The organism is Rhodothermales bacterium, from assembly GCA_041391505.1.
In the GTDB taxonomy this organism is placed as follows: Bacteria; Bacteroidota; Rhodothermia; order Rhodothermales; family JAHQVL01; genus JAWKNW01.
Genome location: JAWKNW010000001.1, coordinates 361,681 through 379,208 on the forward strand (window position 1 = coordinate 361,681; position 17,528 = coordinate 379,208).

Annotated in this window: 9 protein-coding genes; 4 read left to right on the top strand and 5 right to left on the bottom strand. The window is 61.5% G+C overall.

From position 1 onward, the window contains the following. Nucleotides 1-505 precede the first annotated feature (505 nt). Nucleotides 506-1,117: a hypothetical protein gene (locus R2834_01480; GenBank protein MEZ4698972.1), complete on the top strand. Its 612-nt coding sequence runs from the start codon at nucleotides 506-508 to the stop codon at nucleotides 1,115-1,117. 25 nt (nucleotides 1,118-1,142) lie between these two features. Here the strand turns inward: R2834_01480 and polA are convergent, their stop codons facing one another. Further along, nucleotides 1,143-3,920 (bottom strand): DNA polymerase I, encoded by a 2,778-nt coding sequence (polA, locus tag R2834_01485; protein ID MEZ4698973.1) that lies wholly within the window; start codon nucleotides 3,918-3,920, stop codon nucleotides 1,143-1,145. A 160-nt stretch (nucleotides 3,921-4,080) separates the two neighbouring features. Here polA and rfbB point away from each other — a divergent pair, with 160 nt between their 5' ends. Beyond that, a complete protein-coding gene (gene rfbB / locus R2834_01490) occupies nucleotides 4,081-5,163 on the top strand; it encodes a dTDP-glucose 4,6-dehydratase (GenBank protein MEZ4698974.1) in 1,083 nt (360 codons plus the stop codon). Nucleotides 5,164-5,227: 64 nt separating this feature from the next. Here rfbB and R2834_01495 read toward each other — a convergent pair whose 3' ends face one another. From R2834_01495 to R2834_01510, 4 genes are all read right to left on the bottom strand, one after another. After that, on the bottom strand, nucleotides 5,228-7,270 hold the full coding sequence (locus R2834_01495) for an alpha/beta hydrolase domain-containing protein (GenBank protein ID MEZ4698975.1): 2,043 nt from the start codon (nucleotides 7,268-7,270) through the stop codon (nucleotides 5,228-5,230). Nucleotides 7,271-7,384: 114 nt separating this feature from the next. Further along, complete coding sequence (locus tag R2834_01500; GenBank protein MEZ4698976.1) at nucleotides 7,385-7,687, bottom strand: hypothetical protein; 303 nt, start codon at nucleotides 7,685-7,687, stop codon at nucleotides 7,385-7,387. Continuing rightward, complete coding sequence (locus R2834_01505) at nucleotides 7,687-9,015, bottom strand: acyclic terpene utilization AtuA family protein (protein ID MEZ4698977.1); 1,329 nt, start codon at nucleotides 9,013-9,015, stop codon at nucleotides 7,687-7,689. Before R2834_01505 ends, R2834_01500 begins: the two co-directional genes overlap by 1 nt. 36 nt (nucleotides 9,016-9,051) lie before the next feature. Continuing rightward, nucleotides 9,052-10,347: a citrate:proton symporter gene (locus tag R2834_01510; protein MEZ4698978.1), complete on the bottom strand. Its 1,296-nt coding sequence runs from the start codon at nucleotides 10,345-10,347 to the stop codon at nucleotides 9,052-9,054. Between the two features lie 217 nt (nucleotides 10,348-10,564). Between R2834_01510 and R2834_01515 the strand changes: the two genes are divergently transcribed. Then, nucleotides 10,565-11,317 (top strand): sugar phosphate nucleotidyltransferase, encoded by a 753-nt coding sequence (locus R2834_01515; GenBank protein ID MEZ4698979.1) that lies wholly within the window; start codon nucleotides 10,565-10,567, stop codon nucleotides 11,315-11,317. Between the two features lie 106 nt (nucleotides 11,318-11,423). Then, a complete protein-coding gene (locus R2834_01520; GenBank protein MEZ4698980.1) occupies nucleotides 11,424-12,788 on the top strand; it encodes a TrpB-like pyridoxal phosphate-dependent enzyme in 1,365 nt (454 codons plus the stop codon). The last annotated feature ends 4,740 nt before the right edge of the window (nucleotides 12,789-17,528 follow it).

Consider the following 17,528-nt stretch of genomic DNA (forward strand, 5'->3'; position numbering starts at 1 on the left):
GTGGGTGCTCATTCCGGCGACATCTGTAAACATTCTGGACAGCCCGCCTCTCCGGCGACGCCGGCCGTACCCGTCACACCGCCCTTTCTGGCATCATTCGAGGCGATTTCTGCCGATGTGACCGCCGATTCCGCTATCGGGCATATCCCTTGAATCCCTGGGCAGGAAGATTCGCCAACGGATCCGACGTCCCGCGTCGTTTCCGCCCCTTTGCGAACCGGGAAAACGCCACGCGTCGGACGCACATGCCCCTCATCTACCGCCTCCCGTCTGGTAGAACCGTGCGCTCCCTCGCCGGCTTCGCGCTTTGCGGTTCCCGCTACTCGTCCCTGTCAGTCATTAAGTGGCGTTACGCACCAGATCGAAGCGATACAGCGATGCGGGATTCATGATGCAGGATAACCCCCGAACGACCTCGTTTACAGGGGGTGATCCGGCGTCCCTGAATCCTGCAACGGGCGATCGCAGCGCCGTGGTGCACAAGGCCATGTAGGAGATCGGACCTATGGGTCAGCAACAATTGCTACTTCTCGTGCTGGGCACCGTCGTGGTGGGTATGGCGGTCGTATCTGGCATCGAGTCGATGAATTACGCCCGGAAACGGTTTAACCTGGAATCGCTCACCGAGACGTCGGTGCAGCTGGCCTCAGACGCCCAGGCCTGGCTGGCGCGTCCGGTCGCCTTCGGCGGCGGGTCTCCATCGAGCGCCGCACGCGCCAGCTTCGCCGGCCTGTCGCTCGACCTGCATCAGCTTGGCTTTACACTGACCGACGGCGCCTACCGGAACGTCCACGGCTTCTATACCGCGACCGTGTCCGGCGCGGATTTCGTGATCACCGCTGTGAATTCGCAGGATGCCTCGGATACGTCAAGAAATCTCGTTTGCACGGTGGTGAGCGGCCCCAGGGAAAGCGATATCCACGTAACCCTCAATCCACCGGCCGGTAGCTGTACGGCCAGCGGTGCTGGCGACGGCGGTGGCACGGGCGGCGGTGCTGGAGACGGTGGCGGCACGGGCGACGGCGGAGGCACGGGCGGCGGCGGCGGGGATGACGATCATAGCGGCCACGGCGACGGGAGTGGCGACGGCGGTGGCGACCACAGCGGTCCCGGCTGAGCGGCACGCCCAGGCGCCGGCCGGCTCAATGCGCCTCCAGCCAGTTGTTCGCCACGTTGATATCGACTTCGATCGGGATATCCAGCTTCAGCGCGTTGACCATTTCGTGCTCCACGAGGCCGCGAACGTCGTCGACTTCCGCCGGCGGCAGCGTCAGCACGAGTTCGTCGTGCACCTGGAGGATCATCTTCGCGTTTCGCTTCTCGGCGGCGAGGCGGTTATGTATCCGGATCATGGCGAGTTTGATCATGTCGGCCTGGGTGCCCTGGATCGGCATGTTGACCGAGATGCGCTCGGCGGCGGAGCGTTCGTTGCGGTTGCGGGCATTGATGTTCGGCACGTAGCGCCGGCGGCCCAGGAGCGTCTCGCAATACCCCTTTTCGCGCGCCTTCTCGACCTGCATCGCCAGAAAGCCGGCGACCGCCGGATAGGCCTGCTGGTATTGATCGATCAGCATCTGCGCCTCGGACCGCGGGCAGCGCAGCCGCTGCGCCAGGCCGAAGGCCGATATGCCGTAGGGGATGCCGTAGTTGACCTCCTTCGCCTTGCGCCGCTGGTCTTTGGTGACCTGATCGATGGGGATTTTATACACGAGAGCGGCCGTGGCGGTGTGGATGTCTTCGCCCTGCTCGAACGCCGCTTTTAACCCCGGGTCGCCGCTCATGTGCGCGAGAATGCGGAGTTCGATCTGCACGTAGTCGGCCGCCATGAGCACATTCCCCTCGACCGGGATGAACGCCTTACGCACGGCCTGGCCCTGTGGCGTTCGGATGGGGATATTCTGGAGATTGGGGTTCGTGGACGATAGCCGGCCCGTCGCGGCGATCGTCTGGTTGTAGTTCGTATGGATGCGCCCCGTCTCGGGATTGACGAGTTCGGGGAGGCTGTCGACGTACGTGCTCTTGAGTTTGGCGAGCTCCCGCCAGTCGAGGATGAGGCCGGGCAGCGGATGCTCGGTCGCCAGTTCCTCCAGGACGCGCTCGCGCGTCGAGGGCTGGCCCTTCGGGGTCTTTTCGACGATCGGCAGGCCGAGCTTGTCGAACAGGATGACGCCGAGCTGGACGGGCGAGCCGATGTTAAATTCCTCGCCGGCGGCCTCGTAGATCTGCTTCTCGTAGGCGGCAATGTCTATCGCCATCTGCCTGGAGAGGTCGGCGAGCACGTCTCGGTCCACCCGTACGCCCGTCATCTCCATCTCCACCAGGACGTCCATCAGCGGAAACTCGATGTCGTCCGCGATCTTGCGGAGGCCTTCCCGGTCGAGTTCTTCCTCAAGGATGGTCGCGAGCCGGAGCGAGATGTCCGCGTCTTCGGCGGCATACGGGCCGATCTGATCCAGCGGGACATCGCGCATCGACTTCTGGTTCTTGCCGGTGCCGATGAGGTCGCTGATGGGGATCATCCGGTAGTTGAGCACCGCGCGCGACACCCAGTCGAGCCCGTGCTGTTCGTCGGGCGCGAGGAGGTAGTGCGCGATCATGGTGTCGAAGTACGGCCCGGCCACGTCCACCCCATGCCGGCGCAGCACCGTGATGTCGTACTTCAGGTTGTGACCGATCTTCGGTTTTTCGCCTTCCAATAACGGACCAACGACCTGGAGAATGTCGGGGGTCGAGGTCCCGTCGGGCAGCGGCGTGGGGATGTAGACACCCTGGTTGATCTCCCACGAAAACGACATGCCGACCAGCGAGGCCATCATGGCGTCGACGGAGGTGGTCTCGGTGTCGAAGGCGAACCGGGGCTGCGCGGCGAGGGTTTTTGCCATCGCCTCCAGCTCCTGGCGGTTATGGACGATCTGGTACGTCGTCGTCTCGGGGTCGTAGTGGCTGACCGCCTCGCCGGCATCCAGCCCGAGGCTGAGGGTTTGCCCGGGCGCCACCGCGCCGGCCGGCGCCGGCTCCTCGCCCAGGATCGTCCGGGCCTTCGTCATCAGCTTCTCCCGCAGGCCGCCGAACTCCATGAGCTGACAGATCCTGTCGATCTCGGTGAGGTTGGGCTTTGCGATCTTGAGCTTGTGCCAGTCGAGATCCACATCGAGGTCGGTGATGATCGTCACGAGCTTCTTGCTCAGCAGCGCGGCCTCCCGGTGCTCGGTCAGGCCTTCGCGGGCCTTTTTGCCCTTGAGTTCGCTCGCGTGTTCCACCAGCGCTTCCACGCTGCCGTACTCCTGCACGAGCTGGATCGCCCCCTTTTCGCCGATGCCCGGGACGCCCGGGACGTTATCCGCCTTGTCGCCCATCAGCGCGAGGATGTCGATAAACTGGATGGGCTCGACGCCGAACTTCTCCCGGAAGCGATCGAGCGTGATCGGGTCGAACTCCTCGCCGCGATACGCCGGCCGGTACTGCGTGATTTTCTCCGAAATGAGCTGCTGGAAGTCCTTGTCGGGCGACACGATCACGACGTTTTCCCCGTCCGCCTCGGCGAGCCGGGCGAGCGTGCCGATCACATCGTCGGCCTCGAACCCTTCGCGCTCCACCACCGGGATGTCGAAGGCCTCGACGAGCGCCTTGATGACGGGGATGTTGGCCAGCAGCTCTTCGGGCGGCGGATCGCGGTGCGCCTTGTATTCGCCGAACAGCTGGTCGCGAAACGTCCCGCCCTCGCCCATGACGTCGAACACGACCGCGATGTGTTCGATCTTGTGATCCTCGATGAGTTTGAGCAACGCGGAGGCGAATCCGTAGGTCGCCGAGGTGTTCTGGCCTTTGGAATTGATCAGCGGCCGGCTGATGAAAATAAAATGGGAGCGATAGGCGAGCGCCATCGCATCGAGGAGATAGAGGGTGTTATTCTTGACCACGGCTCGGAGCGGAGTTGGACGGTTGACGTCCGCCAATGTACGAAGGCCACGTCCGCAATCGCGAATCCCAGACAGGACATTTCGTCCGACGGAACCGCCGCGCCCGATTGACCATTGGACGGCTGAACCTTCCCTGCCGCCTCGACCGAAATGATGACCGATGTCCAGTGACCCTGCTCGCCCCACCCACCACCCCGAGCGCGTGCTCGTCACCGGCGGCGCCGGCTTCATCGGGTCCAACCTGCTCCTTCACCTGGTGCCGCGGCATCCGGAGGTGGTTTTTGTTAATCTGGACAAACTCACCTACGCCGGCAACCTCGCCAACCTCCAGGCCATCGAAAACGCCCCGAACTACCGGTTCGTCCAGGGCGATATCGTGGAGTTGGAGGCCCTGCATGCCCTGTTCGCCGAACACCGCTTCACGACCGTGATCCACCTCGCGGCGGAGTCGCACGTCGACCGCTCGATCCTCGACCCGCTGGCATTTGCGCGGACGAATGTGATGGGGACGATGGCGCTGCTGGAGGCCGCGCGCAAGCGCTGGACGGACGCCGGCAACTACCGCTTTTACCACATCTCCACCGACGAGGTCTTTGGCAGCCTCGGCGACGAGGGGTTTTTCAGTGAGGAGACGCCCTACGATCCCCGCTCGCCGTATTCGGCTTCCAAGGCGGCATCGGACCACTTCGTGCGGGCGTACCATCACACGTACGATCTCCCCGTCGTCCTCTCGAATTGCTCGAATAACTACGGCCCCTACCAGTTTCCTGAAAAGCTCATCCCGCTGTTTATTCTGAACGCCCTGCACGATAAACCGGTGCCGGTGTACGGCCAGGGGACGAACGTGCGGGACTGGCTGTATGTCGAGGACCACGCGGAGGCCATCGAAACCATCCTGTTTCACGGCGAAACCGGCGCGACCTATACGATCGGCGGCGACAGCGAGCGGCCGAACATCGAACTGGTCCGACTCCTGCTGGATCTGGTGGACGAGCGCCTTGGCCGGCCGGCCGGCACGGGACAGGCGCTGATCACCTACGTCAAGGACCGCGCCGGACACGACTTCCGCTACGCGATGGACCACACCCGACTCACCGGGTCCCTAGGATGGAAACCCCGCCACACCCTCGAAACCGGGCTCCGGCGGACGGTCGACTGGTACCTGGAGAACCAGCACTGGCTGTCGGCAGTGGTGGATCAATCCTACCGCGACTACTACCTCAGGCAATACCACGGGCGGTAGTTGGTCGCAAGCCCCGGCCTGCGAGCCGACCGCGTAGCCGGCGGACTCGAAGCAGCTGCGGCTCTCATTTAAGCACATCGCTGGATTCCGTCTGCGCGATCGTGCGGCGGGCGTCATCGGGCAGCATGAACCCCTGATCAACCAGCGTCTGTACGGCGCGGCGCACGGCCTCGACGTAGCCGGCGTGATCGCCATACCGTTCCTCGAGCGAAAGCCGCTCGTCGCCGGCTGCCAGCCGGCCGGCTTTCGTTTCATGAAACGGGATGAAGGTGCCGCTCAGCCAGAAGAGGTCACCCAGATCGAGGCGGGCGCCATAGCTGTAGGGCAGATTCGTGCCCAGAGGGGCCGCGTTGCCGGGCGGCTGAATGCCGGCCACCTCGTTGCCGTCGGCGTCGACGGCCGCGACGAGGATCGCATAATCTTTCCCCAGATAGGCCGGCGGAAGCACATCCGCGATGCCGCTCTCGTCCGGCTCGTCGAAGCGGGGCCCGAAGTCCAGCAGGCCGAGGCTGGTGTAGCGCGCCAGATACGCGAACGCCGGCACCGGTTGCGGTTCGCCCTGCACCGGAAACGACACGCCCTGCATGGCCGGGTACCCGAGCGCCTCGGGCGGCACGAGCGTACCGTCTCCGACGCGGGGCACGCGGCTGGACGGCGGCGGCGTCCCGTCCAGCACCCAGGCGGTCAGCCGCTGCCACAGCGCACGCACGATCGGATCGAACGTGGATTCGACGCCGGCGGGATAGACCGTCATGGCCGGATTCCAGGACACGGGCGACGTGCCGTGCTGGGTGCCGGCGAAATAATAGATGCGGAGATCCTCGGGCTGAACGAGGTCGCGCGTCCCATAGGCGTCGGTCAGCGCCGGCGACCCCTGGAGCGCCCACAACTCGGAGCCACTCAGGCCGAGGAACGTCTTCGGGCAGGTGTCGGAAGCCGCGCACCGGGTGAAGATCCCGCCCGTGGTGCCGCGGATGTCGTCGTGATAGTCGGGCGCAAAACCGCGCGCCGAGCTTTGCCCGAACGCCCGATGGTCAGCCCGGACGCCGCCACCGCCGCCCGGGACGGCAAAACGCATGTTGATGTTCGTCTGCCGCGCGGCGACGAGCGGGAAGAGCCCCTCGAACACCCGCCGGCCGTCGAGCGATTCATTGAATCCGAGGTGGACGAAGGTTTTCATCAGGTTGCCGGACTGCGACACGCCGGCGCCCAGGGCGAAGCGGATCGACGCGCCGAGCGGATTCGGGTCGCCGGCCGCCGCGGATGTCCGGCCCCGGAAGAAGGTCACCATGTCCCGGATCGCGGCCAGTCCCAACCCCAGCACGCGCGGGTCGCGGGCTTCGTAGACGAGTTCGTAGAGGTAGTCGGACTCGAAGCCGCCTTCGAGGCAGACGTGTTCTTCATCCGGTATCCCGGGAAACGGGTGGGTTGAGGTATCGCATGAGGCAAACGCCCATCGGTCGTTGGGGATGAACTGGCGTGCATCGGTTTCCCTGACGCGCCGGGTCAGCACGGCGCCCGCATGGTCCGGCCGGGCAGGCGGATAGGCCATCTGGCCGGCGTTGAAATAGTTGCCCTGAAGCGGCATCTCGGGCCGGGGCGGTCCGGGCAGCCCGACGAACTCGACGCGCACCGGGCCGGTCACCGGCGACCCATCGGCACGACGGGCGATGGGGACGTCCAGCGTGAGCCGATTCCCCCCGGTCGGCACATCCCCCTGCCACGCGCCCCAGAGGAACGAGACCCCCTGCGCCATAAGGACCGAATCGGGCGCGGGGATCGCACGGCCGCGATTGGGGGCGAGATAGTGGAGGATCCCATTGGACCGGGAGAGGTCGATGGGTTTGAGGAGGATGAAGTCGGCGGCATAGGCGACGCGGCCCGCTTCGTTTCGCGGCGCCAGCGTCAGATCGGTGATGACGGCGTTGCGCGGGTCGGAAGGGTCGACCTCGCCGAACGCGCGCCCGACAAGCTTCTCGTAGCCGGGGTTTTCGGGTGCTGGCGTGATACGCTCCCGGATCTCCAGGCGGACAATCTGGGCGTTCAGGGTGCCGGTACCCAGGAGCAGGTTGACAATGAGGAATAACGCGGTGCGGTGCAAGGTCATGGCAATCCAACCATCTCGTCATTCCGAGCAGCGCCCTGCTGCATTCGGGAGGTCCCTCGGCGACGCTCGACGGTGGGCCGGCGAACTGCTCGGAATGACATAATTTTTTTGTGATTAAAGCTCCAGCCCCAGCAGCATCGAGCTCAGGCTTTTCCCGTGGGCATCCAGTGCCAGGGAACGGGTGACGCCGCCTTCGAGGGCTTCTTCGAGGACGAAGTTCAGCGCATGGAGGGTCGGGACCTCGTAGCGGGTGACGGAGCCTCGGACGCGGTCGCCGAAAAAGGCCCTGACCCGTTCGGCCGTCAGTTCGCGCAGCAGGCGCGGGTAGTCTTCCGGCCGGCGGGCGAAAACGGCGATATTCGATGTCCGCCCCTTGTCGCCGGCGCGGGCGTGGGCGATTTCTCGCAGCTGCATCATCAAACCTCCAGGTAGTGAACGGCCGTCGCGACCCGCTCCCGCGGGATGAGCGTCGAGGCTACGGCAATGACTTCGCGCACCGACTTCGCCACCCCGCCCCCGCCGGCGGGGCCGTTGGTATACAGCGTCTCGACCTCGTTTGCCAGCCGCTCCGCCGCCTCCCGCTGCGTCGCCCGGCCCGCCACGCGGACACGTACCTCATAGGGCGAGAAGCCGGCAGACCGCTCGGCGCCATGCAGGGCATCGATGCCGATGAGCTCGAAACGCGTTTCCGACACGTCGACCCGGGTCAGCCGCAGCCGTTCGCGGACGATCTCCAGCGCCAGCCGGCCGCGCGCCTCGGCGCCGGGGCCGGCGTAGGATATCTGCCCCTCGCCGATGAAGCCATCGTGGTATCCGATGCTCGCTTTGAGGCGATCCGGTCTTGGCCGGCCTGAGGCGCCGTCGACCTGCACGCGGCCCGGGGCTATTTCCCGCACCGTCGCCTGCGAAAAATCGGCCAGCACATCGGGGGTGGCGTACCGGGCGGGATCGTGGATTTCGTAGAGCAGCTGCTGCTTGCAGGTGGCCTCGGTGACCCGCCCGCCCGATTCCGGCACGCTGGTTATGACGATCGCGCCATCCGGTGTTACCTCCCCGATCGGGAAGCCGAGTCGCGCAAGATCGGTGACCTCGTCGTACCCTGGATCGGCATAATAGCCGCCGGTGATCTGGCCGGCGCATTCGAGCAGGTGGCCGGCGAGCGTGCCGCGGCCGAGGTGCGCCCAGTCGTCCATCGCCCATCCGAATTCGTGGATCAGGGGCGCGAGGAACAGCGCCGGGTCGGCGGCCCGGCCGGTTACGACGACGTCGGCGCCCGCGGCGAGGGCCTCGACGATCGGCGCCGCGCCGATGTACGCGTTGGCCGACACGATGCGATCGCCGAGGACCGCCAGCGGCTCGCCCGTCTCGAGGATCAGGTCCTGCACAAGGTCGAGTTGCTGCAGGACATCGTCGCCTGTCACGGCGGCGATCCGGAGCCTGCCCAATCCAAGCGCGGCCGCGACGCGCCGGACCGCTTCTGCGCCGGCGACCGGGTTGGCCGCGCCGGCGTTGGTGACGATGCGGATGCCACGCGACGCGCAAGCCGGCAGCACGGCGCGCATCCGCCGTTCGAGAAGCGGGTCGTACCCCGATGCGGGGTCGCGCCGGCGGGCAAGCTGCGCCAGCGCGATGGTGCGCTCGGCGAGGCACTCGAAAACGAGATAGTCGATGCCGCCCTTTTCGGCGAGTTCGACGGCCGGCTCGATGCGATCTCCCGCATAACCGGCCCCGGACCCCAGACGCACCGCGTCTTTTCGCGTTTGTTTTCCGCTATGCATCGCTCAAACCTTGAAGATGCCGAAGACGATGCAGGCGGCGGTCATCACGAGAGACAGCCCCCAGAGCAAGGGAATGGAGAATTTCTGATGGTCGCCCAGCTCGACGCCGGCGAGGCCGACCAGCAGAAAGGTCGCCGGCGTGAGGGGGCTCACGGGAAATCCTGTCGTCATCTGCCCGAGGAGCGCGCCCTGCGCGACGGCGGCATCCGGCACACCGAGCAACCCCGACACCCCCGAAACGACCGGCAGCACCCCAAAATAGAACGAATCGGGGTCAAAAAGCAGGCTGAGGGGCATCGAGATCACGCCGAGCGCCACCGGGATATGCACCGCCAGACCCGGAGACACATACCCTACCGCGGCCTCTGCCATCGCAGTGAGCATCCCCGATCCCTGCATCACGCCGGTGAAGACGCCGGCGGCCAGCAGGATGCTCGCCATCATCAACGCCGCCCTGGCGTGCGCATCCACGCGCTGCCGCTGGAGGGCGAGGTCCGGGTAGTTGATCGTGAGCGCAAGGGCGGCGCCCACCATGAAGCTGACGGCCGGCGGCACCTTGCCGGAGACCATCGAGCCCAGGACCAGCACGGTGAGGGCGGCGTTGATCCAGAACCTTCCGGGCCGTCGGAGCGCTGCGGCGTCGTCGGGGATCGCGGGGAGCGAGACCGGTTCGACGGCGTCGCCGATTCCGAGCCGGCGGCCTTCGCGCCGCCCGAGGTAATAACACAGACCCAGCATGGCGAGGAGCCCTGCGGCCTGCGCCGGCAGCATCGGCGCATAAATCTCCATCACCGGCACATCCAGCGCCGAGGCAGCCCGAATCGTGGGACCGCCCCAGGGCACCATGTTCATCACGCCGGCCCCCATCGCCGCCGCCGCCGCGAGGAGCCGGCGGTCCAGTTTCAGCGCATCGTACAACGGCCGCATGGCCGGTATCACCACCAGAAACGTGACCGCACCGGATCCATCGAGGTGAACGAGCGCCGCCAGCAAGGCCGTTCCCGGCACAATCCACGCCGGCCTCGCCCCGACGGCGCGCAGCATGCGGCCGATCACGGGATCGAACAGGCCGGCGTCCGTCAGCACCCCGAAAAACAGGATGGCAAAAACAAACATGGCCACCACCGGCGCGAGATTCTTGATGCCGTTCGTGATGAAGGCGCCCGTCTCAAGCCCGTGTCCGCCGAGCAGCGAGGCGGCGATGGGAATGACGATGAGGGCCACGAGCGGCGAGAGCCGGCGCGTCATGATGACGGCCAGGAGCGCTACGATGGTAAAAAGACCGATCAGGGCAGACATCGGGATGCGGGGTCGGTTGGGCCTTCGAGGTTACGCGTTGTCCTGCCAGAAATCAACCGGAATGGAACGGAGCGACCACTTGTGCGAACAAGGAAGCGCCGGACAGGATGTCCGGCGCTGTGGCGGGATCAAGGTTCAAGGGTTAAGGATCAACGAACCGTAGCCTCGCCGCCTCTAAACGATACCCTATCGGTCCTTAAACCTTGAACCTGCACCCTTGAACCATTCCTTGAAGGGCGTCGTCCTCGCCGGCGGGACCGGCAGCCGGCTCTATCCGCTGACCAAGGTCACGAACAAGCACCTCCTCCCCGTGGGCCGGTACCCGATGATCTACCATCCGTTGATGCGGATGCGCCGCGCCGGCATCCGCGAGGTGGCCATCGTCACCAGCCCCGAACACATGGGCGATGTGGTCAATCTCCTCGGCAGCGGGCGATCGCTCGGACTCGACCTCACCTACCGCGTGCAGGACGAACCCGGCGGCATCGCCCAGGCCATGGCGCTTTGCGAGATCTACACCGGCTCTGACCCTTTTCTGGTGATCCTGGGCGACAATATCCTGGCCGAGGACATCGGCGACGAGGTGAAGGCCTACCGCGAACAGCTCGCCCGGGACGGCGGGGGCGCGCGGATCCTCCTCAAGCAGGTGCACGACCCCGAGCGGTACGGCGTGCCGCGGTTTGAGGACGGCCGCATCGTCGAGATCATCGAAAAGCCGGCCGATCCGCCGAGCAACTACTCCGTCACGGGCATCTACTTCTACGACGCCGGCGTGTACGACATCATCCGCGCCCTCAAGCCGAGTGCGCGGGGCGAATACGAGGTGAGCGACGTGAGCAGCGCGTACGTCCGCCAGGGCCGGCTGACGCACGGCGTCCTGAAGGGCTGGTGGGGCGATGCCGGCACGCTCGAAGGCTGGCACGAGGCCAACGAACTGGCGCGGGAGCTGGTGTATGAGGAGTTGGGGTGAGTTTTCGGCAGGCGCTCCGCTCCCCCCTCAATCCCCCCTGTTTCTCCCAGTCGACGTGCGTATATTCGCCGGCGCAACCCTACCCGCAGTTTGACCAACGACGACGATGGCACAGACCAAATTCCTCCTCGACGAGCGACGCCTCCCCACCGCCTGGTACAACATCATGGCGGACATGCCCAACAAGCCGCTTCCCCCCCTCCATCCCGGCACCAGGGAGCCCATCGGCCCGGACGCGCTCGCGCCGCTTTTCCCCATGGCGCTCATCATGCAGGAAGTGAGCGGCGACCCGTGGATCGAGATACCGGACGAGGTGCAGGACATCTACAAGAAATGGCGTCCGACGCCACTGCACCGGGCGCACGGACTCGAGAAGGCGCTCGATACGCCGGCACACATCTATTATAAATACGAAGGCGTCAGCCCCTCGGGCTCGCACAAACCCAACACCGCCGTCCCGCAGGCCTACTACAACAAGCAGGAAGGCGTCAAGCGCATCACGACCGAAACGGGCGCCGGCCAGTGGGGCAGCGCGCTGTCCTTCGCCTGCCAGCTGTTCGGGATCGAATGCGACGTCTACATGGTGCGCATCAGCTACGAGCAAAAGCCCTATCGCAAGATGATGATGAACGCGTGGGGCGCCAACGTCTTCGCCAGCCCGACGAATCGCACGCAGGCCGGCCGCACGATCCTCGCGCAGGACCCCGACAGCCCGGGCAGCCTCGGCATCGCGATCTCGGAGGCCGTCGAGGAGGCCGCCATGCGGGAGGATACCAAATATTCGCTCGGGAGCGTGCTGAACCACGTGCTGATGCACCAGACGGTCATCGGCCTCGAAGCCCAGGAGCAGATGGAGATGGCCGGTGAGATGCCGGACGTCGTCATCGCGCCGTTCGGCGGCGGCAGCAACTTCGCCGGCATCAGCTTCCCCTTCCTGCGCCACAACCTGACGCAAGGCAAGTCGATCCGCTGCATCGCCGCGGAGCCGACGAGCTGCCCGAAGCTCACGCGCGGCGTTTTCCGGTACGACTTCGGCGACACCGTCGGCATGACCCCGCTCCTCCCGATGTACACGCTCGGCCATACCTTCGTGCCGGCGAAGATCCACGCCGGCGGACTCCGCTACCACGGCGCCGGCGTCGTCGTCAGCCAGCTTCTGAAGGATGGCCTGATCGAGGCGGACGCCGTCGACCAGCTCGAAGCCTTCGAGGCCGGCATCGCCTTCGCGAAGGCGGAAGGCATCATCCCGGCACCCGAGGCCAACCACGGCATCGCCGTCGCCATCAAGGAAGCCCTGGCGGCGAAGGAAGCCGGCGAGCCGCGCGTCATCCTGTTCAACCTGTGCGGGCACGGCAACTTCGACATGTCCGCCTACGAAGCCTATTTCGCCGGCAAACTCGAACGCCACTCCCTCACGCAAGACGAGATCGACGCCGCCGTCGCCCTTATCGACACGCCGGAGATTGGATGACGGGGCGCAGCGGAAGGCTGGAACGTGGCGTGTTGGTCACTGGTCATTGGTCAGAAAATGGTCACTGGTCATCGGTCACTGGGTGTGGTCGCAGGTCCCCCCGAGCATCAAGCACTCCCGATGACCAGTGTCCAATGACCGTTTGCAAAGCAAACAAGTGACCAATGACCGCTTGCGAAGCAAACAAGTGACCAGTGACCGTTTGCAAAGCAAACAAGTGACCAATGACCGTTTGCGAAGCAAACAACAACCAATGACCGTTTGCGAAGCAAACAATGACCAGTGACCGTTTGCGAAGCAAACAATGACCAATGACCGTTTGGTGAAGCAAACAAGTGACCAGTGACCGTTTGCAAAGCAAACAAGTGACTCAGTGACCGTTTGCAAAGCAAAACAAGTGACCAGTGACCGTTTGCGGCAGCAACAACGTCAGTTTACTGGTTCGCGAAAGTGCATCCATTAGGCGATCCTGATCATCCTGACCGACGCGCGAACTACTGCAGGTTCACCGCACCGTTGCCCGGGAAGAACGCCGATCCCGAAAGGCTGGCTGGCGGCTTTCGCACGATAACGCCGGCGACTTCCACCTCGGCGAGAGGCTATCTCGCTGACCTGCCGGCAACCGGCGGCTGCATCGAAACATGTCGCTGGCTGATCGCTTCTTTGTTTTACAGCCGTTCCGCTGGTCGGTGGACGCACGAGGAACGACCACCGAGTACCATGCCAACGTCAACGATATTCGGTGAGCCAACTGGTGATCGTCACCGTCCCGCCCGCGTGGTGTGCACGCCTACCGCAACATCGGGGCGACCGATGCGCTGGTCGTCAACTGTCCGAACAGGCTGTATGCCGCGAAGGCAAGTGGCTTGTCGACGAAATCCGCCACGAGGATCAGGGAGGGGTCTGGGTTTGTGATGGAGCAAGATGAGACTCGCATCAGACGCCCCCAAAAGGCCGGTCATCATGAGCCGGACAGGATCAGCCCAGGGCGTGAGAATGGCTGACGCGCCCCTGCGTTTTCTTTTTACGGCTCAAGCGAAATCGCATTACTATAATTTTATTTGCACAGGGTCTGCAATTCGATTATGATCCACTGTTATTCAGGATCGACTTTTTCGTAAAAGTTGTTTCTTTCAAATCAGGAGTTGCTCGCATGCAGACGGAATGGGCAAACCTGCTTCCTTCTGATCATGCTCGATCCATTTTCTTCAATAGGTATCCTTAGAAATGCGGAATACCGCAGCTGCGGAATAGCTGACAAAGTATTAATCACGCCGGCGTTCAAAGCATTCAAATCTCAATTCTCGGATCCGGTCAATTTGGCGCTAAAATGCCAAAAAGCTATAAAATAAAGCGAGGCACTGCCAGGCATGGAGACTGCAGGTGATGACTTCCTGGGAAGATAGCGGCCGGCTCTGGCTTTTTGCCTGATGTCTGGTTAAGCAGGAAAGAAACAGATGAGGACAAATGAGTGAGCGACTTGTCGAAGGGCACATGTCGCCTGGTGGACAAGGTCCATCAGAAAGGCTAAAGCGGCCAAAAGATCGTCGGTTTGTTTCAATAAGGAGGTCCGTAAAACACTATTGAATGGGAGAGGGTGGTGCCGGAGTTCATGATAGACAAAAAGGTAGACATCAAGAGCTCCGAGCACGCTTGAAGAAGATTCCAACAATTTAAGTGGCAGACTGAAGACCAGTCCACGCTATGCCCGATCAGATGGTTTTCTTGTCAAAGAACTGAATGGCAGCCGCCTCATTGCCTTCTTTGAACCCATGAGGTCTTTGCCAGACGGAAGACGTGCATCGAACGCACAGTCCTGGCCTGCCCTTGACCGATTAAAAATCTTACCTTCCACAGTAACAATTCATTGAAGGGTTGCCAGGACTGGAAAATCTTCATTGCTGGCGGAGCTAGGAGCAAACTGAGTAACGATGGAAACACTCTCCTAGCATTGAAGGCTGATATCCTGCCAACTAATATTGTGAGGGATGATTTTGGTCCGCGGTCTACCAGGTGGATTGGTAACATCACTGCGGAGTCTCGCAAAACAAGAGCCCATAGTTGTACTTCTCGATCAACTTGATGCCGTTCGAGCATAACTGACTGGTCCGAGAGATTAAATGCAATACTCGACCTTGTTATCGCATCCGCGATGTTCCTGGGATACACATCGTCGCGACTGTGCCGGCCTTTCGAACGCTCGGCGGATGTGCGCTTCCAGAGTGCTTTTACAGAAGTAGTTCTTCTCCCGCCATTCGAGTGGAAAGCCGTTTCACCGGATACTTACTGACAATGGACACGATCCGATGAAAATGAGTTCTGTCGTACGCGAGATACTTTGCGTGCCATTTTATTTGGGTGTTTTCTTGACTGTGGCTCGCAAAGGACAGGTTTAAATCATGGTATGCTTTGTGATGAAGCTCTATGGAATGATCGTACAGGGAAAAAATGCTGAGCGTCGTATCGAACTGATTGAAAGAATCGTTCAGCTTTGCTCGAAACACAGGAGTTGTTGGCGCCATCAGCGATTTTCGATAGTTATTCAGAGTCGCTCTCCGAATTGATTCAGGCAGATATTCTGGTATACGAACCCGAAGGACGTACACATAGGTTTCAGGCATCAGACATTATTCGAGTTTGCCCGGAGCCCGGATCGTTCGTAAGAGATCCTGATTCACTCATCAACCATGTACGCGACCGCCAGCATGGGTTGTTTGTGCGTCCAGTACTTCTATTCTGCACTTGTCTCTCTACGAGAATCTCGGTCGAAACAATATCCCTCGAGTACTTAACGATTTATTGTATGGAGGCTTCCTGAGAGCACATTCTGTCCCTCGTAAAAGAGTATCTAGCTCGCCAATGGAACCCAACAACCGACGAAGTGGCAGCGCTCGGTTATTATTTGCAGACGACCATGAAGCCAAGCGGTTTTTCCCTTATGGCCCACAGCCCCGGCTGGTTCGAGATCTACACCAATGGGACACTCTCACGATGGATGAGTAAACCATTCCAGACTGCTCTCATTCAGTGCTAGGCATCCTCACTCAAGCCGCAAAAAGGGGAAACGGACAAGAAATTCTCGAACTTGTATCAGCATACTGGCTCTCCAATCCAGAATGATTTCCTGTCACTTTCGGGCCCTGGACGATATACCTGCTTGGTGGCCAGAAGTCGCCAGGGCTTGTTGAGCCCATATTGCCAAGACTAGGTAACCCTCAGCGACATCTCGCAGTTGAAGCCTCCTTCGCGGTGATATAACCTCTGCATTTCGTTCGCTTCGCATAGCACTTGACACCGATTTCATTGAGGCTTTACGCGCAGAAGAGAGTGCAGCAAGGTGGACAAATATCGCCCACCGTTTTGGTAGATCAAAGAATTCAACTGACAATGTGACTGACGAATCGGCTTCGGTTTCAAGCGAGGCGCAACGATATTATTTAATGTCAGCGTGACGACATGTGGTTGAAAGCTGGCATCAATGGGCTCTTGTGATCGGAAAGATTAGCGTAGCAACTGAAAAGCTTCGTAGAAATCGTCTGGCCATGGTTTGAGAAGGCGTTGTTGGAAGATACGTTTGTTTCGTCACCCTCAAACGGCCGCTATCGAAAAACTTATTCCTTTCAGTTTAGCAACCCCGAAGAAGCGGCCAGGAAATTTCGACGGCGTTGCCGGCCAAATTATGGCTTCTATCGCCAGTGCAAGCCCTGATCACTTCCTAAAAATCGCAGAACGACTTCAGACTGATGACCGAACCCTAACATCAGGTTCTTATGTTTGCTGAAGTAGCAGCTTCTCACCCTATTGCTGTGTTGGAGTACCTTTACCGGAGACATGCGCCTTCGCTCTGGTTGAGAATGGTTTTCTGAAGTTGGGAGCAACTCGCACCCTTATTATTATCTTACGCCTCATCTAGATACAGCAAGCCTTTTTCGTCTTGAAGATGTGGTTCGTCATCTAGAACCTCCAATTAATGATGAAGTCGCTCCAGCGGATAGAGAGTCCATTTTGAATATAACTCGACTTCCCTACTCAATCGCTTGATTGCGAGTGCAGGATTTATTGATGAGCGCTCCACTTGGAAGCATCGATGCCAGATATTATCGAAGAAAGGCCATTACTGGCTTCTTCTGCAATTACGCTCTCCGATTTCTGCAGAAAGCGATGGCGGAGTTGAGCGATTCGGAATTGATCGAGGCAATTGATGAATCTCTAGCCGGTCAAGGATCCCTTCTGGCTAGACGATATGGTAATGTAGTAGCACAAATGAAAACGTAGGTGGTAAAGAGGAACTTGCGTTAGCATTCGGTGACTTCGTCAAAGCCAACCCTTTGCGAGTTGATACTTTGATCAGGTCGACTGCCCAACCACAGCACGATCTATCGGTGGCTGCGGCCCTCGACGGAATTGGGAAGGGACAGGGATCATTGGGCCGAACATGCCAGAAATCGAACTTCCTGCAACTGTCGCTGATTTGATTGGTCGAGGTTTCGACTCGTCAAGGTTTCGAGACTGTGCCACACGCGCACTGGCGACCGTCCCATTGGGTCTTTCTGACGACATCCTTGCAATCCTCGAAGGATGGTTCTGGGGAGGCGAAGGACGATGATCCGTCCACCATCTACGATCCGAATCTCGATCGGAGCGCTCCTCTGCTGTTCGGCCACCGCCTTTCGTCCGAGAGTGAAGGTAGAGGACGTATTTTGCGAGCCTACGCGGTTGGCAGTTTGGGCGTCCGAACCG

Bases quoted from the DNA above. Each gene is read 5' to 3' on its own strand.
- R2834_01495 (MEZ4698975.1), bottom strand. From the start codon at position 7,270: ATGACCTTGCACCGCACCGCGTTATTCCTCATTGTCAACCTGCTCCTG.
- R2834_01500 (MEZ4698976.1), bottom strand. From the start codon at position 7,687: ATGATGCAGCTGCGAGAAATCGCCCACGCCCGCGCCGGCGACAAGGGG.
- R2834_01510 (MEZ4698978.1), bottom strand. From the start codon at position 10,347: ATGTCTGCCCTGATCGGTCTTTTTACCATCGTAGCGCTCCTGGCCGTC.
- R2834_01520 (MEZ4698980.1), top strand. From the start codon at position 11,424: ATGGCACAGACCAAATTCCTCCTCGACGAGCGACGCCTCCCCACCGCC.
- R2834_01480 (MEZ4698972.1), top strand. From the start codon at position 506: ATGGGTCAGCAACAATTGCTACTTCTCGTGCTGGGCACCGTCGTGGTG.
- rfbB (MEZ4698974.1), top strand. From the start codon at position 4,081: ATGTCCAGTGACCCTGCTCGCCCCACCCACCACCCCGAGCGCGTGCTC.